Here is a 17,061-nt window from a genome sequence, read left to right as displayed (position 1 = left end):
ACGACCCCCATGCCAGCCAGCACCCGGCGCGCCGCCGTCATCGGCGGCAACCGCATCCCGTTCGCGCGGGCCAACGGTGCCTACGCCTCCGCCTCGAACCTCGACATGCTCACCACGACGCTCGACGGTCTGGTGGCCCGCTTCGGGCTGGCCGGCGAGCGCCTGGGTGAGGTCGTGGCCGGCGCCGTGCTCAAGCACTCCCGCGACTTCAACCTGACCCGCGAGGCGGTCCTCGGCTCCCGGCTGAACCCCGCCACCGCGGCCTACGACGTGCAGCAGGCCTGCGGCACCGGCCTGGAGGCGACGATCGCCGTCGCCAACAAGATCGCGCTCGGCCAGATCGAGTCCGGCGTCGCCGGCGGTGTGGACACCGCGTCCGACGCGCCGATCGCGCTGAACGACGACCTGCGTCGCGTGCTGGTCAAGCTCAACGCCGCGAGGACGGCGGTGGACCGGCTCAAGCTGGTCGGGCAGCTGCGGCCGGGCCAGATCGTCCCGGACATCCCGGAGAACTCCGAGCCGCGCACCGGCCTGTCGATGGGCGAGCACGCCGCGCGCACCGCGCTGGAGTGGGGCATCGGCCGCACCGAGCAGGACGAGCTGACCGCGCGCAGCCACCACAACCTGGCCGCCGCCTACGACCGCGGCTTCTTCGACGACCTCGTCACGCCCTACCTGAAGCTGACCCGCGACAACAACCTGCGCGCGGACTCCTCGGTGGAGAAGCTCGCGAAGCTCAAGCCGGTCTTCGGGAAGGGCCCGGACGCCACGATGACGGCGGGCAACTCGACCCCGCTGACCGACGGCGCCGCGCTCGTCCTGCTCGGCTCCGACGAGTGGGCCGCCGAGCACAAGCTGCCGGTGCTGGCCCACGTCGTCGACGCCGAGACCTCGGCCGTGGACTACGTGCACGGCCCGGACGGGCTGCTCACCGCGCCGGTGTTCGCCGTCCCGCGGATGCTCGAGCGCAACGGTCTGTCCCTGCAGGACTTCGACCTGTACGAGATCCACGAGGCGTTCGCCTCGGTCGTGCTCGTGCAGCGCAAGGCCTGGGAGGACCCGCGCTTCTGCAAGGAGCGCCTGGGCCTCGACGCGCCGCTGGGCGCCGTCGACGACGCGAAGCTCAACGTCGCGGGCTCCTCGCTCGCCGCGGGGCACCCGTTCGCCGCGACCGGCGGGCGGATCGTCGCCACCCTGGCGAAGCTCCTGCGGGAGAAGGCCGACACGGAGAAGAAGGACCAGCGCGGCCTGATCTCGATCTGCGCCGCGGGCGGCCAGGGCGTCGTCGCGATCCTGGAGGCGAAGAAGGCATGAGCGACCTGCTCGCGACCCTGTCCAACACCGGCATCGCCAAGCAGCTGGGGCTGCCCACGGTGCCGACGCTGCGCCGGCACCGCCTCGGGGACCCGCTGCTGGCCGGCCCCGTGCTCGTCGCGTCGGTCGGCGAGTCGCGCTTCGCGAAGGCCGTCACCGCCTTCGTCGAGGAGCAGGGGGTCCCCGCGCTCACGGCGGTCGGTGAGGACCGGCTGCACGGCGTCGTCGTCGACCTGTCGGGAGCGCGGACGCTGGCCGACCTCGCCGCCGCCCAGCAGATCCTCACCCCCGCGGTGAAGCGGCTCGGGCCATCGGGCCGGGTGCTGCTGATCGGCGCCGAGCCCGCCGAGGCGTCCGGGGCCGAGGCGGCCGCCGTCGCCCAGTCGCTCGACGGCCTGGTCCGCTCGATCGGCAAGGAGCTGCGGTTCGGCGCGACGGCGAACCTGCTCGTGGTGACCTCCGACGTGACCCCCGCGGCGATCGACTCGTCGGTCCGGTTCTTCCTGTCGGCCCGCTCCGCCTACGTCGACGGCCAGGTCGCGCACGTCGCCGCCCCGGTCGGGAACCCGCGGGAGCCGGCCGAGGTCGACGACCCGCGCGCCGAGGAGCAGCCGCTCGCCGGGCGCGTCGCGGTGGTGACCGGGGCGGCACGGGGCATCGGCGCGGCCATCGCCGACACCCTGGCCCGCGACGGCGCGACGATCGTCGCCGTCGACATCCCGGCGGCCGGGGAGGGCCTGGCCCGCACCGCGAACCGCACCGGCGGCACCGCGCTGCAGCTGGACATCACCGCGTCGGACGCGGCGGACCGGCTGCTCTCGCACCTCGCCGACCGGCACGACGGCGTCGACATCGTGGTGCACAACGCGGGTATCACCCGCGACAAGCTGCTCGCGAACATGACCTCCGACCGCTGGGACTCGGTGCTCGGGGTCAACCTGGGCGCCCAGCTGACGATCAACGAGGCGCTGCTGGCGAAGGGCTCCCCGCTGCACGAGGCCGGCCGCGTGGTCTGCGTGTCGTCGCAGTCGGGCATCGCGGGCAACCGCGGCCAGACCAACTACGCCGCCTCGAAGGCCGGTGTGATCGGGATGGTCCGGGCGCTCGCCCCGCGGTTCGCCGAGCGCGGCGCGACGATCAACGCCGTCGCACCCGGGTTCATCGAGACCGACATGACCGCGACGATGCCGCTCGCCACCCGCGAGGGCGGCCGCCGGATCAACTCGCTCAAGCAGGGCGGGCTGCCGGTCGACGTCGCCGAGGCCATCGGCTGGTTCGGCCGCGCCGAGTCCGGCGGGCTCAACGGGCAGGTCGTGCGGGTCTGCGGCCAGTCGATGCTGGGGGCCTGATGACCGTGGCCGAGGACCGGAAGGTCACCGAGCTGCCCGGCCCGCCGTCGCTGGGGCAGTACTACGCCTCCGCGGCCGCCCGGGCGGCGCTGCCCGGCGGCTCCGGCCGGTCGCTCCCCGCGACCGAGCTGGTCCGCCGCGGCGTCACCGTCGAGCAGGGGCACCTCGCCGACTACGCCCGGGTCTGCGGGTTCCGGGTCGGCAACGCCCTGCCGGTGACCTACCCGCACATGCTCACCTTCCCGCTGCAGGTCGTGCTGATGGCGGGCCGGTCGTTCCCGCTGCCGCTGCCCGGACTGGTGCACATCGCCAACCGGATCACCGTGCACCGGGCGATCGCCCCGACCGAGACGCTCGACGTCCGGGTGTGGGCCGAGCGGTTCACCCGCCACCCCAAGGGTGCGCAGGTGGACCTGATCGGCGAGGTCTCCGCGGGTGGGGCGACCGTCTGGTCCGGGCGAAGCACCTACCTGGCCCGCGGGGCGAAGGCGCCCGAGGGCGCGGCGGGCCAGGACATCGCCGAGCCCCCGGTCCCGACCGGTCCGGCGAACGCGCTGTGGCGGGTCCCGGGCGACATCGGGCGCCGCTACGCGGCCGTCTCCGGTGACGTGAACCCGATCCACCTGCACCCGCTCACCGCGAGGGCGATGGGCTTCCCGCGGGCGATCGCGCACGGCATGTGGACCGCGGCGCACGCCGCCGCGGCGCTGGAGGGCCGGGTCCCCGACGCCTGCACCTACGACGTCGTCTTCCGCAAGCCGGTGCTGCTCCCGGCGAAGGCCGAGCTCGTGACCGAGCAGGCCGCAGGCGGCGCGTGGGGACTGGCCCTGCGCAGCGTCAAGGACGCGCACAAGCTCCACCTGGTCGGCCGCATCGGCGGGTAGACCTGGCGCATGGACGAGGAACGATCCCGACCGGGTGGGCAGGTCCGCTCACCCGGTCGGGTGATTCTGGATCGGTCCACAGGCCGGTACAGCAACGTTGTCCCGATGACGGACGTCTTCCCCTGTGTCCATCATTCGTCATCCGACATCCGTGAGGAGGCCATGCGATGAACGAGGACATCTCGATCGAGACCGACGAGCAGCACGACGACGAGTCCCACATCGTCCGCGGACTCGACTAGGTCGGGCGGAGGAGCTCGTCCCGGCGCGGTGGAACCCACCGGCGTCCGCGGACCGGCACGGGTTCGCGCAGACCCTCGATCAGGAGCTGCGCCACCCGCCCACCCGGATAGTGTCGGGCCCATGCTGGTCGAGCGCATGCGCCCGTTCACCTCGACGATCTTCACCGAGATCTCCCGCCTCGCGGTCGAGACCGGTGCGATCAACCTCGGCCAGGGCTTCCCGGACACCGACGGTCCGGCCTCCCTGCTCGCCGACGCCGCCGCCAACATCACCGAGCGCGGCCTGAACCAGTACCCGCCCGGCCCGGGCGTACCCGCGCTGCGCGAGGCCGTCGCCGCGCACCAGCACCGCTGGTACGGCCTCGACGTCGACCCGGCCGACGTCGTCGTCACCACGGGGGCGACCGAGGCGATCGCCGCGACCCTGCTCGGGCTCTGCGGCCCCGGCGACGAGGTCGTCGCCTTCGAGCCCGCCTACGACTCCTACGCCGCCGCCGTCGCGCTGGCCGGCGCCACGCTGCGGACCGTGCCGCTGCTCCCGCCCGACTTCGGCTTCGACGACGACGCGCTGGCCGGCGCGTTCTCCGACCGCACCCGGGTGGTGCTGGTCAACACCCCGCACAACCCGACCGGCGCCGTGCTCACCCGCGACCAGCTGACCCGGGTCGGGGAGCTCGCCGTCGCGCACGACGCCGTCGTCGTCACCGACGAGGTGTACGAGCACATGGTCTTCGACGACGCCCGGCACGTGCCGATGGCGTCGCTGCCCGGACTCGCCGACCGCACCCTCACGATCTCCTCGGCGGGCAAGACGTTCTCGGTGACCGGCTGGAAGGTCGGCTGGGTGCACGGCCCGCCGGAGCTCGTCGCCGCGCCGCGGGCGGTCAAACAGTTCCTCACCTTCCACGGCGGCGCCCCGCTGCAGCCCGCCGTCGCGCACGCGCTGGCCCTGGGCGACGACTTCTACACCGGCCTCACCGCGGACCTGGCCCGCAAGCGGGACCTGCTGTCCGCCGGGCTGCGGGCGGCCGGGTTCGACGTGCTCACCCCGCGCGGGACGTACTTCGTGGTCGCCGACCCGCGCCCCCTCGGGTTCGACGACGGCGTCGACCTGGCGTGGAAGCTGCCCGGGCTGTGCGGGGTCGCCGCCGTCCCGGTGTCGGTGTTCTGCCCGTCGCCCGACGCGGCGCGGGCGTACCGGCCGTTCGTGCGGTTCGCGTTCTGCAAGCGCGACGACGTGCTGGAGAAGGCGGCCGGGCGGCTCGCGGGGCTGCGTGCGTGACCGCGGTGCCGGGCCCGGGCGCGAGCCGGGTGTCGGTCGTCGTCGGCGCCGACCGGGGGCGGCTGCGGGACCTGCTGGAGGTCACCGGCCCGCCCGCGCCGCCCGCTTGACACTGACGACCAGCAGCGCCGACAGCGCCCCCCACACCACGATCGACTGCACCGACAGGATCGGCAGCGCCACCACCGGGGCCAGCGCGTAGGCCAGAGTGATCCGCAGCGCCGCCTCCAGCGCCATCACGCACGCGGCGACGCCCGTCGCGCAGCGCAGCGTCCGCCGGAACGCCGGATTGGCCGCCCACTGGCGCTCCATCAGCTCCGGCAGGTCGGGACGCCGGGCACTGCGGAAGAACCGGCACACGTGGAACACCAGCGGACGGCGCCCGACCACCAGCGACCCGGCGAGCAGCAGCCCGAACGCGACGCTCTGGATCGCGTCGCGGGCCACGGCGAAGCGGGCGTCGCCGCTGAGCAGCGACGTCGCCAGACCGGCCGCGATGGTGACCAGCACGATCATCCCGACCGGGTTGACCCTGCGGCGCCGCACCGCCTGCACCAGCACGTTCAGCGCGGGCGGCAGCGCGGACCAGGCCAGCGCCGCGACATCGGACATGCCCTGCCCGGTCAGCACGACGTAGACGAGGTAGGGCAGCGCCGCGTCCACCAGCAACGAGCCCACGGTCTGCCGCAGCACGGCGCCGCGGCCCGCGGGGGCGGTGGCCGACGGTGCGGCGGTCGGTGTGGTGGTCGGGGTCATCGGTGCCTCCGGAGTACGGCGGGTCGGTCCCGACGACGGTCCCGCGCGCGGACCCCCTCCCGGATCCACCCGGGGACCGACCCCGGGTGGAGATCGGCTCTCCACCCACCGGTCCCGATCTCCGGCGGCCCGGCTCACTCGATCGGCCTAGACTCCGGCCCATGGATGCGCAGCGACCCGCGACGCGGCCGGGCCGTCAGGTCGTCGGGCTGCCGGTACGGGCCCTGCTCGCCCTCGTCGTGGCGTCGGCGAACGTCATCGGCGGCGGTGTGGTGCTGGTCATCGCGGCCTTCGTGCTGCCCCGCGAGCAGCTGCTCGACGCCGTCGAGATCCGGCTGGTCAACCTCGTCGTGTTCGGCATCTACCTGCTCGTCGCGGTCCCGGTCGGGATCTGGTTCGGCCGCCGGAAGCTGACCCTGCGCCGCTCCTCCCGCGACCCGCAGGCCGACGAGCGAGCGCTGGTCCTGCGGGCGCCCGCCCGCATATCGTCGATGGTCGCGCTGCTGTGGATGGTCGCCGCGGTCCTGTTCTGTTTCCTGAACCTGCGCTACTCCGGCCGGCTGAGCTTCTCGGTCACCGCCACCGTGCTGATCGGCGGCGTGACGACGTCGTCGCTGTCCTACCTGCTGGTCGAGCGGATGCTGCGCCGTGCCGCGGCCCGGGTGCTGTCCGGACGGCCGCCGAAGCGGCGTCGCCTGGTCACCGGGGTCATGCTGCGCTCGGTCGGGTTCTGGGCGCTCGGCACCGCGGTCCCGATCTCCGGGATCATGCTGGCCGGGCTCGTCGCGCTGGTGTTCGGCGACTCCTCACCCACCCAGCTCGCGGTCACCATGCTCGCGCTGGGCGGCACCGCGATCGGGGTCGGGCTGATCACGACGCTCGGGGCCGCCCGCGCCATCGCCGACCCCGTGCTGGCCGTGCGCCGCGCGCTGGCCCGGGTGCAGGACGGTGACCTCGACGTCCGCCTGCCCGTCTACGACAACACCGAGCTCGGCCAGCTCCAGGCCGGGACGAACAGCATGGTCGAGGGCCTGCGCGAGCGGGAGCGGATCCGCGACCTGTTCGGCCGCCACGTCGGTCGCGACGTCGCCGAGGCCGCCTCGGCGCGCGGCGACGGCATCCGGCTCGGTGGCGAGGTGCGCCCGGTCGCCGTCCTGTTCGTCGACCTCGTCGGCTCGACGACGATGGCCGCCCGCCGCCCGCCCGAGGAGGTCGTGGCGATGCTGAACCGCTTCTTCGGTGTGGTCGTCGAGTGCGTCGAGCAGGCCGGCGGGTGGATCAACAAGTTCGAGGGCGACGCCGCGCTCGCGGTCTTCGGTGCCCCGCTCGACCTCGACGACGCCCCCGGAGCCGCGCTGAGTGCCGCCCGCTGCCTGGGTGCCCGCCTGGCCGAGGAGATGCCCGAGGCCGAGGCCGGGATCGGCGTGTCCGCGGGCGACGCCGTGGCCGGCAACATCGGGGATCCGCGCCGCTACGAGTACACCGTCATCGGCGACCCGGTGAACGAGGCCGCCCGGCTCACCGAGCTGGCGAAGTCCGTGCCGGGGATGGTCGTCGCGTCCGCGCGGGCCGTCGACGCCGCCGGTGCGGAGGCTGCGCGGTGGCGGGCCGGGGAGTCGGTGACGCTGCGCGGACGGGATGAGCCGACCGGCGTCTGCGTGCCGGCCGAGCACGCCCAGGACACCGCCGCGCCCGTCGGATCCGGGGAGAACAGTCGTACGTGACTGTGGGGGTGTCCTCGGGCAGGATGCCGCCATGGGCAACGGCGCTACCGGGTTCAGTGAGCAGACCGCCGCGGCGATCCAGCGGGCGCGACGGCACTCGCTCGGGGACCTCCTGCACCGCACGGCCGTCCGGTATCCGGGCAAGACCGCGGTCGTCGACGGCGACACCCGCTGGACGTTCGCCGAGTTCGACGCGGCGGTGAACCGGTGCGCCGCCGCCCTGGCGGAGCAGGGGCTGGCCAAGGGCGACCGGCTCGCGCTGCTCTCGCACAACTGCCGCCAGTTCGCGGTGCTCGTCTACGCCACCGCGCGGCTCGGCGTCGTGCTCGTGCCGATCAACTTCATGCTGAACGCCGAGGAGATCGCGTTCATCCTCGACCACTCCGGGGCGACGGCGTTCGTCGTCGAGGACGCCCTGGCCGCGACCGGGGAGAAGGCGCTCGCGCAGTCGTCGGCGCCGGCGTCGGTCCGGGCCCGGATCGGGCTGTCCGGGCAGGCGCCGACCGGCGACTGGGCCGACCTGGACGCCTGGATCGAAGGCGACGGCGACCCCGGCGAGCCCGACGTGCACATCGCCGACGACGACCCGCTGCGCCTCATGTACACCTCCGGCACCGAGTCGCGGCCCAAGGGCGTCATGCTGCCGAGCCGGTCGCTGATCACCCAGTACGTGTCGTGCGTCGTCGACGGCGGGATGGAGCACGACGACGTCGAGCTGCACTCGCTGCCGCTCTACCACTGCGCGCAGCTGGACTGCTTCCTGTCCGTCGACGTCTACCTGGGCGCGACCAGCATCATCCTCCCGTCGCCGGACCCGGCCCGGCTGCTGGAGACCATCGAGCGGGAGAGGGTCACCAAGCTCTTCTGCCCGCCGACGGTGTGGATCTCGCTGCTGCGCCACCCGGACTTCGACACCCGGGACCTGTCGAGCCTGCGCAAGGGCTACTACGGCGCCGCGGCCATGCCGGTCGAGGTGCTGCAGGAGCTGTCCCGGCGACTGCCCGACGTGCGGCTGTGGAACTTCTACGGCCAGACCGAGACCTCGCCGCTGGCGACCCTGCTGGGTCCGGACGAGCAGCTCAGCCACGCCGGGTCGGCCGGGCGGGCGTCGCTGAACGTCGAGACCCGGGTCGTCGACGACGCCGGGAACGAGGTCCCGCCGGGTGAGGTCGGCGAGATCGTGCACCGCAGCCCGCACGTGACGCTGGGGTACTACGAGAACGAGGAGAAGACCGCCGAGGCGTTCGCCGGCGGCTGGTTCCACTCCGGCGACCTGGGCGTGATGACGGCCGACGGGTACCTGTCCGTCGTCGACCGCAAGAAGGACATGATCAAGACCGGTGGGGAGAACGTGGCCTCCCGCGAGGTGGAGGAGGCGCTCTACCTGCTCGACGGGGTCGCCGAGGTCGCCGTGTTCGGCGTCAGCCACCCGCACTGGATCGAGGCCGTCACCGCGGTCGTCGTCCCGAGGCAGGGGGTGACGCTGACCCGCGAGCAGGTCGACGCGCACGCGAAGGAGAAGCTCGCCGGCTACAAGCGGCCCAAGTACGTCGTGTTCGCCGACGCCCTCCCCAAGAACCCCAGCGGCAAGATCCTCAAGCGGGAGCTGCGCACCGAGCACGGCGAGATCGCCGCCCGGGAGGGCTGAGCCCGCCCCGGGCGTCAGCAGCCCGGCCGGACCACGAACTCGGCCTCCACCTCGGCCCGGACGGTGATGTCGTCCGGGGCGAGCAGCGTCCCGAGCACGCCGTCGGCGGACTCGGCGCCCCAGCCGCCGGGCGCGCTGACGGCCCGGGCGCTCATCGCGACCGCCCGGGTGCCGAGCAGCCCGGTGTCGGCGACCGAGCGCGGGGCGACGGTGCCCAGGTCCAGGGCGTCGGCGTAGTCCTGGGCGCGTTCGACGGCCTGGCGCAGCGCGTCCTGCCGGGCCGCGCGCTCGACCCCGCGGCGGTGGTCGCGGGCCAGGTCCCAGGTGATCCCCTGGACCTGCGCACCGGTGAACCGGCCCACACCGGACAGCCACGCGCCGAGCCGGGCGACGTCGTCGAACTCCACCGACACCGACACCGACGCGTGGTGCACCGGCGGCTGCGGGCGCCCCTCGAAGGAGGGCTGCTCGACCCAGCTGCGGGCCTGGTCGACGACGTAGCGCCGGACCGGCCCGGCGTCGGGGTCGTGCAGGCCGCGCACGTCGGCGACGAGCGCCGCGGTGCCGCGCTCGACCTCCGCCCGCACCGGGGCGGCCTCGGGCCCCTGCGCCTCCACGACGACGAGCGCGGTGCCGCGCTCGGCGGGCACCTGCCGCTCGTGCTCGCCCCGCACCCTGATCACGACGTCGCTCATGCCAGCTTCTCCCACAGGAATCCGTAGGCCAGTGCGGCCATCCTCGCGGCCTGCGCGTTGTCCGCGGCGCCGCCGTGCCCGCCCTCGATGTTCTCGTAGTAGGTCACGTCGTGACCGGCGGCCTCCAGCGCGGCGGTGAACTTGCGGGCGTGGCCGGGGTGCACCCGGTCGTCGCGGGTGGAGGTCAGCAGGATCGTCGGCGGGTAGTCGGCCGCGTCGTCGATCAGGTGGTACGGCGAGAACGTCCGGATGAACTCCCAGTCGTCGGTGTCCGGGTCGCCGTACTCGGCCATCCAGGAGGCACCGGCGAGCAGGTGGCTGTAGCGCTTCATGTCCAGCAGCGGCACCTGGATGACCACCGCGCCGAACAGCTCCGGGTAGCGGACCAGCATGTTCCCGGCCATCAGGCCGCCGTTGCTGCCGCCCTGCACGGCGAGGTGTGCCCGCGAGGTGACGCCGCGGTCGATCAGGTCCCGGGCGACGGCGGCCATGTCCTCGTAGGCCCGTGGCCGCTTCTCGCGCAGCGCAGCCCGGTGCCAGCGCGGCCCGTACTCGCCGCCGCCGCGCAGGTTCGCGACCGCGTACACCCCGCCGCGCTCCAGCCAGGACCGGCCCGTGCCACCGGAGTAGCCGGGGGTCATGGGGATCTCGAAGCCGCCGTAGCCGTAGAGCAGGGTGGGGGCGGAGCCGTCGAAAGGCAGGTCGTTGCGCCGGACCAGGAAGTACGGGACCCGGGTGCCGTCCTCGCTGGACACGAAGTGCTGCTCGATGACGTGGCGGGACGCGTCGAAGAACGCGGGCGCGCTGCGCAGCGGGCGGGGCTGTTCGCCGACCGTCGCGATCGACAGCGTCGACGGGGTCAGGTAGTCGGTGACGATCAGCCAGACGTCGTCGCTCTCGTCGGCGTCGACCGCGGCGACGGTGACGCTGCCGAACTCCGGTGCCCCGGTGAACGGCGCGCGGGTCCAGCCCTGCTCGCCCGGGGTGAGCACGACGAGCCGGTCGACGACGTGTTCCAGCACGTCGAGCACGAGGTGGTGGCGGGTCCAGGCGTACCCGGCGAGCGAGGAGGAGTCGGTGGGCTCGAACAGCACCTCCCACGAGGGAGCGCCGGCCAGGACGTCGTCGAAGCGGGCGGCGAGCAGGGAGCCCGCGGTGAACGAGCCCCAGTCCTCGCGCAGCTCGACGGTGCACCACTCGCGGTGCACGTCGGTCATCGCGGAGTCCGGTACGTCGATCTTGGTGAGGGTGCCGTCCGCGCCGATCAGCTGCAGCTCGTCGGCGTAGAAGGCCAGCGCCCGGCGCAGGAAGTCCCGCTCGAAGCCGGGGGTGTGGTCACGGAACGCCGAGATGCTGAGGTCGGTCTCCTCGCCGGCGTAGACCAGCTCGGCGGACTCCAGGGCCTCGCCGCGGCGCAGCCGCCGCACCGTGCGCGGGTAGCCCGAGGTCGTCATGGTGCCCGGACCGAGGTCGGTCGACAGGTAGACGGTGTCGCGGTCGATCCAGCTCATCCCGCCCTTCGCCTCGGGCCGGGAGAACCCGCCGTCGACGAAGCTGCGGGTCGGGAGGTCGAACTCGCGCGTGACGTCGGCGTCGGCGCCACCGCGGGACAGGTCGACCAGCGCGCGGTCGAGGTCCGGGCGCAGGAAACGGGCACCGTGCCAGACCCAGTTCTCGCCCTCGGCCGCGTTGAGCGCGTCGACGTCGAGCAGCACCTCCCACTCGGTGTCGGCGCTCCGGTAGGACTCCGGGGTGGTGCGCCGCCACAGGCCGCGCGGGTGCTGCTCGTCGGTCCAGAAGTTGTAGTAGTGCCCGCCGCGGGCGGTGACGAACGGGATCCGGTCGCGGGAGTCGAGGACCTCGCGGATCCCCGACTCCAGCTCGGCGAACAGCGGGGTGCCGGTCAGCCGCGCCTCGGTGCGGGCGTTGCGCTGCGACACCCATTCCAGGGCCTCGGTGCCGGTGACGTCCTCGAGCCAGGCGTGCGGGTCGTTCGTCATGACCCGATCATCGCTCACACGAACGGAGCGACGGTGATCCCGGCCCGGGCGAGCTCGTCACGGACCCGTCGGGCGGTCGCGACGGCGCCGGGGGAGTCGCCGTGCAGGCAGGCGGACTCGGCACGGACCGCGACGTCGCTGCCGTCGACCGCGCGCACCGTCCCCGTCCCGACCACGCGGACGAGCCGTTCGGCCGCCTCCGCGGGGTCGTCGAGCAGCGCACCCGGTTCGCCGCGCGGCACGAGCCCGCCCTCACCGGTGTAGCCGCGGTCGACGAAGAACTCGCCCACCGCGCGCAGCCCGGCCCGCTCGGCCTCCGCGAGCAGCTCGGACCCGGGCAGCCCGAGCACCGGCAGCGACGGGTCGTACGCCCGCACCGCCCGGACCACCGCACGCGCCTGCGCGGTGTGCGTCCGCGTGGCGTTGTAGAGCGCGCCGTGCGGCTTGACGTAGCGGACCCGGGTGCCCGCGGCCCGGCACAGGGCCTCGAGGCCGCCGATCTGGTAGAGCACGTCGTCGGTCAGCGCGTCGGGCTCGATGTCGAGGAACCGGCGCCCGAATCCGCGCAGGTCCGGGTACGACACCTGCGCCCCGACGACGACCCCCGCCCCGGCCGCCCCCGTAGTCGTGACCCGCAGCGTCGAGGGGTCCCCGGCGTGGAACCCGCACGCGACGTTCGCCGAGGTGACGAGCCCGAGCATCGCCTCGTCGTCGCCGAGGGTCCACCGGCCCCAGGACTCACCGAGGTCGGCGTTCAGGTCGATCGTGCTCACGGGCGTGTCCTCGGTGTCTGCGGCGGCGTCGGTGTCCGTGTCGGTCCGGGACCCAGTGTGACCGGTATCGGCTCGCCCGGAGATCGGAGCTCGGCGCTGCCGGGCCCCGCGGCTCGGGATCGGGCCACCTCGCCCGGACCCGGTGCACGGCAGGGTGCTGGCTCTGTTCGCTTACCCGGTAAGCGAACTCGGAGAGGAGGAGCGTCCGGGCGCCCGGTCCGTGCCGGCGTGGCGGCACGTCGCCCCGCAGCACCCCTGTGCCGGGACGAACAGTTCGTCCCGTGAACGCTTCTGCGGGGATCGGGCCTCCCCGGAATTCGAGGGAGTCGGCGCGGGACACCGGCGGGGATCGATCGGCCCTGCCCCGGCACGAGGGTGGCGAGCACCCCTACCCCTCAGCCGTCCTGCAGCGCGCCCGCCCGCACCAGGACGGCGGCCCGGTGCCCCACGCGGACCCGCTCGAGGGGCCGGGCCCCGCCCGGCAGCGGCACCGTCCGCCCACGCCCGACGGCCACGACCACGGCGTCCGGACGGAGCGCGGTCGCGACCGCGCGCAGGAACTCGACCCCGGGGTCCTGGTCGTCGGCGGCGGCGCGGACGGGCCCGGCGTCGGGGGCCGGGGTGCCGGCCGCGCCGCCGGGCCGGGTGGGGGAGGCGGCCCAGGTCGTCCGGTGCCCGTGCGGCAGATCGGCCAGGACCAGGTCCGGGCCGGTCCCGTACGGGCCCGCCCCGGCCAGTGCGTTGCGGACGGCGGCGGTGTCGCGGGCGTCGGCGAGGGTGACGGACCAGGCCGGGGTACTCGCCGGGACCAGGGCCCGGGCGGCGGTCGCGGCGTCGGCGTAGGACGGCTTGTCGTGCCGGGCCGCGAGGGCCTCGAGGTCCGCGGCGCGGGCGGTGAGGCCGCCCGGGTCGAGCAGGGCGAGGTTGCGCCGGGCCAGGTCGAGCGGCTCGGGGTCGGCGTCGGTGCCCACCAACCGCGCGAGGCCGGGGACGAGCAGGCCCAGCACGGCGAGCGTCCCCCCGGCGCCGCAGCACGGGTCCCACACGGTGAGCGGGACGTCGGCGGGCAGGTGGACGCGGGCGCGGCCGGCGAGCTCGACGGTCAGTCGTACCGGGAGGGTCGGGCGGCCCGGCGCCGACGCCAGCACCGCGTCGAGCGCCGCGTGGTTCGCGGCCGGGGCGTGGCGGTACTGCACCCGGGCAGTCCAGCAGCCCGCGGCCGCACCGGTTCCGGCGGGTGGCCGGTCAGCGGGTGCGGCGGTGCAGCCAGAACGCCACACCGCCGACCAGCAGCGCGACGACCACCAGCGCGCCGACGATCTGCGGGCCCGCGGTCCCGGCCAGGTAGCTGAGCGGGAGCCCGGCCAGCGCGATGATCAGCACCCAGGCGACCACCCGGCGGGTCGCGGGGCCCTCCGGGCCGGGTGTGTTCCGATCGTGCTCCATGTCCGGAACGTACCGGTCGGGCGTCGCGGTGGTGCCGCCCCGGGTCCGGTCCCGCTCCGGCCCGGCCCGGCCCGGTACCGGGGCTCAGCCGGTGTTCTTCATCCCGGCCGCGATCCCGTTGATGGTCAGCAGCAGGGCGCGTTCCAGGTCGGGGTCCGGGTCGTCGCCCGCGGCGCGGCGCTGGGCGAGCAGCTCGACCTGCAGGTGGTGCAGTGGCTCGAGATAGGTGTCGCGCACCGACAGCGTGCCCCGCAGCACCGGGTGCCGGGCGAGCAGCTGGTCCTCCCCGGTCACCGCGAGCAGCTCGCGGCGGGTCAGTTCGTGCTCGGCCCGGATCTGCGCGAACAGCCCCTGCTGCTCCGGCTCCACCAGGGTCGCGACGTAGTTCGACGCGATCCGCAGGTCGGTCTTCGCCAGCGTCATCTCGACGTTGCCGATCAGGTTCCGGAAGAACGCCCACTCCCGCATCTCGGCGAGCTCGTCGGCGAAGCCGGCCTCGCGGGCGGCCTTCAGACCCGAGCCCAGGCCGTACCAGCCGGGCACGACCATCCGGGTCTGCGTCCAGCCGAACACCCACGGGATCGCCCGCAGGTCGTCCAGCGTCGGCTCGCCCTGTCCCGGCCGCTTCGACGGCCGCGACCCCACGTTGAGCCGCCCCAGCTCCTCCACCGGCGTCGCCGCGGTGAAGAACAACGGCAGGCCGGGGTCGTCGACGAGTGTCCGGTAGGTCGTGGTGGCCGCCTCGGAGACGCAGTCCATGACCTCGTCCCAGCGCTTCAGGGTGTCCGCGGGCCAGCGGGAGGCCTGGTGCAGCAGCGACGCGTCCAGCATCGACGCTAGCAGGATCTCCAGGTTGTCGTGCGCCAGGCTGGGCAGCGAGTACTTGTCGGAGATGACCTCGCCCTGCTCGGTGAGCTTCATCGTGGCGTCGACCGACCCGAACGGCGCCGACGCGATGGCCTCACCGGCCGGACCGCCACCGCGCCCGACCGACCCGCCGCGGCCGTGGAACAGCCGCAGCCGCACCCCGTGCTCGGCGGCCACGTCGCGCAGCTGGCGCTGCGCCCGGTGGATCTGCCACTGCGACGCGGTGATCCCTGCGCCCTTGTTGGAGTCGGAGTACCCCAGCATGATCTCCTGCAGGTCACCGCGGTTGCGGACCTGCTGCCGGTACCCCGGGTCCGACAACAGCCCCTCCAGCAGCTCCCCGGCCCGGGACAGCTCCTCCACGGTCTCGAACAGCGGCACGAGGTCGATCGAGGAGCGCGGGTCGTCGCCGATCTCGACCATGTACGCCTCGCGGGCCAGCACGGCGACGGCGAGCAGGTCGTCGACGTCGCGGGCCATCGAGACGATGTAGGTCCGCACGACATCGTCGCCGAACTCGTGCTGCAGCGCGTGCACCGTGTCGAACAGGTCCAGCACCGGCGCGGCGGCCTCGGGCACGCCGTAGTGGCGGCGGAACAGCGGCCGCTTGCTGCGCAGCTCCGCCGAGAGCAGCTCCCGGCGCTCGTCGCGGGTCAGCTCGGCGTAGGGCTTCTCCAGCTCGCCGAGCCCGTCGAACACCGCGCCGAGCGCGTCGTGGTGCTTCTGCGAGTGCTCGCGCACGTCCATCTCGACCAGGTGCAGGCCCAGCGCGCGGGCCGAGCGGATCGCCCGGGCCAGGGTGCCGCCGGCGATCCGGGCGCCGTGGTGGCCGCGCAGCGACCGGTCGACGACCAGCAGGTCCTCCAGGTAGCCGGCCGACCCCAGGTAGTCGACGCCCGGCTCGTGCGCGGCGCCGGCCGCGATCCGCCGGCGGGTGTTCTCCAGCCGGGCCGCGACGTAGGACAGCTTGAGCCGGTACGGCTCGTGCGCGTTGAGCCGGATGTAGCGGTCGTGCACCGCGGGCAGTGCGCGGCGGTCCCGGGCCAGCGAGCCGCGCAGCTCCTCCGACACCCCCATCACCCGCGTCGACACCGACAGCTCGAAGACCAGCTTCTCCACCAGCGCGGTGTGGATCCGGATCGCCCGGTCGGCGTTCAGCTCCAGCACCTCGCGGGTCACCGCGGGGGTGACGTTGGGGTTGCCGTCGCGGTCGCCGCCGACCCACGACCCCAGTACGAGCGGACGCGCGTCGTCGGGGATCTCCAGCCCCGCCTCGGCGGCCTCCCGGGCGAACTCGCCCAGCAGGTCGGGGACGGTCCGCTCGCCGAGCCGGGCCGCGAACCAGGCGACGTTGCGGGCCTCGTCGATCACCATCGGCTTGCCGGGGCGGATGTCGTCGGTCTGCCAGAGCAGGTCGACCAGCGCGGCGAGCTCCTCGTCGGGCGCCCGGTCGTCGAGGGCGTCGACGATCCGGCGCAGGATGCCCAGCACCGACTGCCGGGTCGACTCGGTCGGGTGCGCGGTGAACACGGGGCGCAGCTCGGCCCGGGCCAGTACGTCGGCGACCTCGTCCGGGTCGGCCTCGGTGGCCAGGCGGCGCAGCACCGTCCGCAGCGGTCGCGCATCGACCGGTCGTAGTTCCCGCAGCTCACGGGACCGGTGCAGCTGCTCGGCGACGTTGGCCAGCTGGAAGTACTGGGAGAACGCCCGCGCCAGCAGTACCGCGGTGCCGGTGTCGATCCCGTCGAGCAGGGCCGCGACGACGTCCGGCCCGGCCTCGCCGCGCGCCGAGTCCCGGGCCGCCCGGCGCACCTGCTCGACCAGCTCCAGGACCTCGGGACCGGACTCGTCGGACAGCGTCCGCCCGAGCATCGTCGACAACCGCCGGATGTCGGCGCGCAGCGCCTTCTGCTCGCTCTCGCTGACGACGCCCGAGTGCGCGGTCAGCGAGTCGGGGGCGAGGGCGGTGGTCTCCGAGGGGCTCACGCAGGCTCTCCGGTTCTCCGCGCGGTGGCGCGGGTCGGGACGGGCCGCTCGCGTCGTCGGGAACGGGGTTCGGGCAGCGGCATCGTCCCCCGCCG

At 74.3% G+C, this 17,061-nt stretch carries 13 protein-coding genes; 6 read left to right on the top strand and 7 right to left on the bottom strand.

Annotation, left to right across the window (positions count from 1 at the left end; genetic code table 11):
- The first annotated feature begins 9 nt into the window (after nt 1-9).
- The 4 genes from ATL51_RS15040 (at nt 10) to ATL51_RS15025 (ending at nt 5,071) form a co-directional block, all read left to right on the top strand.
- The gene (locus tag ATL51_RS15040; protein WP_100878949.1) at nt 10-1,314 is read left to right on the top strand and encodes an acetyl-CoA C-acetyltransferase; all 1,305 of its coding nucleotides are present in this window, start codon (nt 10-12) and stop codon (nt 1,312-1,314) included.
- Nucleotides 1,311-2,663 (top strand): 3-oxoacyl-ACP reductase, encoded by a 1,353-nt coding sequence (locus ATL51_RS15035; protein ID WP_100878948.1) that lies wholly within the window; start codon nt 1,311-1,313, stop codon nt 2,661-2,663. Before ATL51_RS15040 ends, ATL51_RS15035 begins: the two co-directional genes overlap by 4 nt.
- A complete protein-coding gene (locus ATL51_RS15030) occupies nt 2,663-3,547 on the top strand; it encodes a MaoC/PaaZ C-terminal domain-containing protein (protein ID WP_100878947.1) in 885 nt (294 codons plus the stop codon). The genes ATL51_RS15035 and ATL51_RS15030 overlap by 1 nt, the downstream gene beginning before the upstream one ends.
- A 363-nt stretch (nt 3,548-3,910) precedes the next feature.
- Nucleotides 3,911-5,071 carry a pyridoxal phosphate-dependent aminotransferase gene (locus ATL51_RS15025; RefSeq protein WP_100878946.1) on the top strand — a complete coding sequence of 387 codons (1,161 nt, stop codon included), beginning with the start codon at nt 3,911-3,913 and terminating at the stop codon, nt 5,069-5,071.
- A gap of 81 nt (nt 5,072-5,152) precedes the next feature.
- Here the strand turns inward: ATL51_RS15025 and ATL51_RS15020 are convergent, their stop codons facing one another.
- Nucleotides 5,153-5,827 carry a VC0807 family protein gene (locus ATL51_RS15020; RefSeq protein ID WP_100878945.1) on the bottom strand — a complete coding sequence of 225 codons (675 nt, stop codon included), beginning with the start codon at nt 5,825-5,827 and terminating at the stop codon, nt 5,153-5,155.
- Nucleotides 5,828-5,988: 161 nt separating this feature from the next.
- Here ATL51_RS15020 and ATL51_RS15015 point away from each other — a divergent pair, with 161 nt between their 5' ends.
- Complete coding sequence (locus tag ATL51_RS15015) at nt 5,989-7,551, top strand: adenylate/guanylate cyclase domain-containing protein (RefSeq protein ID WP_100878944.1); 1,563 nt, start codon at nt 5,989-5,991, stop codon at nt 7,549-7,551.
- 31 nt (nt 7,552-7,582) lie between these two features.
- Nucleotides 7,583-9,199, top strand: a complete 1,617-nt coding sequence (locus ATL51_RS15010) for an acyl-CoA synthetase (protein WP_100878943.1) — start codon at nt 7,583-7,585, stop codon at nt 9,197-9,199.
- Between the two features lie 14 nt (nt 9,200-9,213).
- Here the strand turns inward: ATL51_RS15010 and ATL51_RS15005 are convergent, their stop codons facing one another.
- The 6 genes from ATL51_RS15005 to ppc form a co-directional block, all read right to left on the bottom strand.
- Nucleotides 9,214-9,894 carry an SIMPL domain-containing protein gene (locus ATL51_RS15005; RefSeq protein WP_100878942.1) on the bottom strand — a complete coding sequence of 227 codons (681 nt, stop codon included), beginning with the start codon at nt 9,892-9,894 and terminating at the stop codon, nt 9,214-9,216.
- Nucleotides 9,891-11,894, bottom strand: coding sequence for a prolyl oligopeptidase family serine peptidase (locus ATL51_RS15000; protein ID WP_100878941.1), 2,004 nt, complete (start codon nt 11,892-11,894; stop codon nt 9,891-9,893). Before ATL51_RS15000 ends, ATL51_RS15005 begins: the two co-directional genes overlap by 4 nt.
- Nucleotides 11,895-11,908: 14 nt before the next feature.
- Nucleotides 11,909-12,667, bottom strand: coding sequence for a LamB/YcsF family protein (locus tag ATL51_RS14995; RefSeq protein ID WP_100878940.1), 759 nt, complete (start codon nt 12,665-12,667; stop codon nt 11,909-11,911).
- Between the two features lie 395 nt (nt 12,668-13,062).
- Nucleotides 13,063-13,863 (bottom strand): rRNA methyltransferase, encoded by an 801-nt coding sequence (locus ATL51_RS14990; RefSeq protein WP_100878939.1) that lies wholly within the window; start codon nt 13,861-13,863, stop codon nt 13,063-13,065.
- Between the two features lie 49 nt (nt 13,864-13,912).
- Nucleotides 13,913-14,113 carry a hypothetical protein gene (locus ATL51_RS14985; RefSeq protein ID WP_062398523.1) on the bottom strand — a complete coding sequence of 67 codons (201 nt, stop codon included), beginning with the start codon at nt 14,111-14,113 and terminating at the stop codon, nt 13,913-13,915.
- Nucleotides 14,114-14,197: 84 nt separating this feature from the next.
- Nucleotides 14,198-16,966, bottom strand: coding sequence for a phosphoenolpyruvate carboxylase (ppc, locus tag ATL51_RS14980; protein WP_157818367.1), 2,769 nt, complete (start codon nt 16,964-16,966; stop codon nt 14,198-14,200).
- Nucleotides 16,967-17,061 lie beyond the last annotated feature (95 nt).

Source organism: Pseudonocardia alni (assembly GCF_002813375.1).
In the GTDB taxonomy this organism is placed as follows: Bacteria; Actinomycetota; Actinomycetes; order Mycobacteriales; family Pseudonocardiaceae; genus Pseudonocardia; species Pseudonocardia alni.
This window is presented reverse-complemented; position numbering and strand designations above follow the sequence as displayed.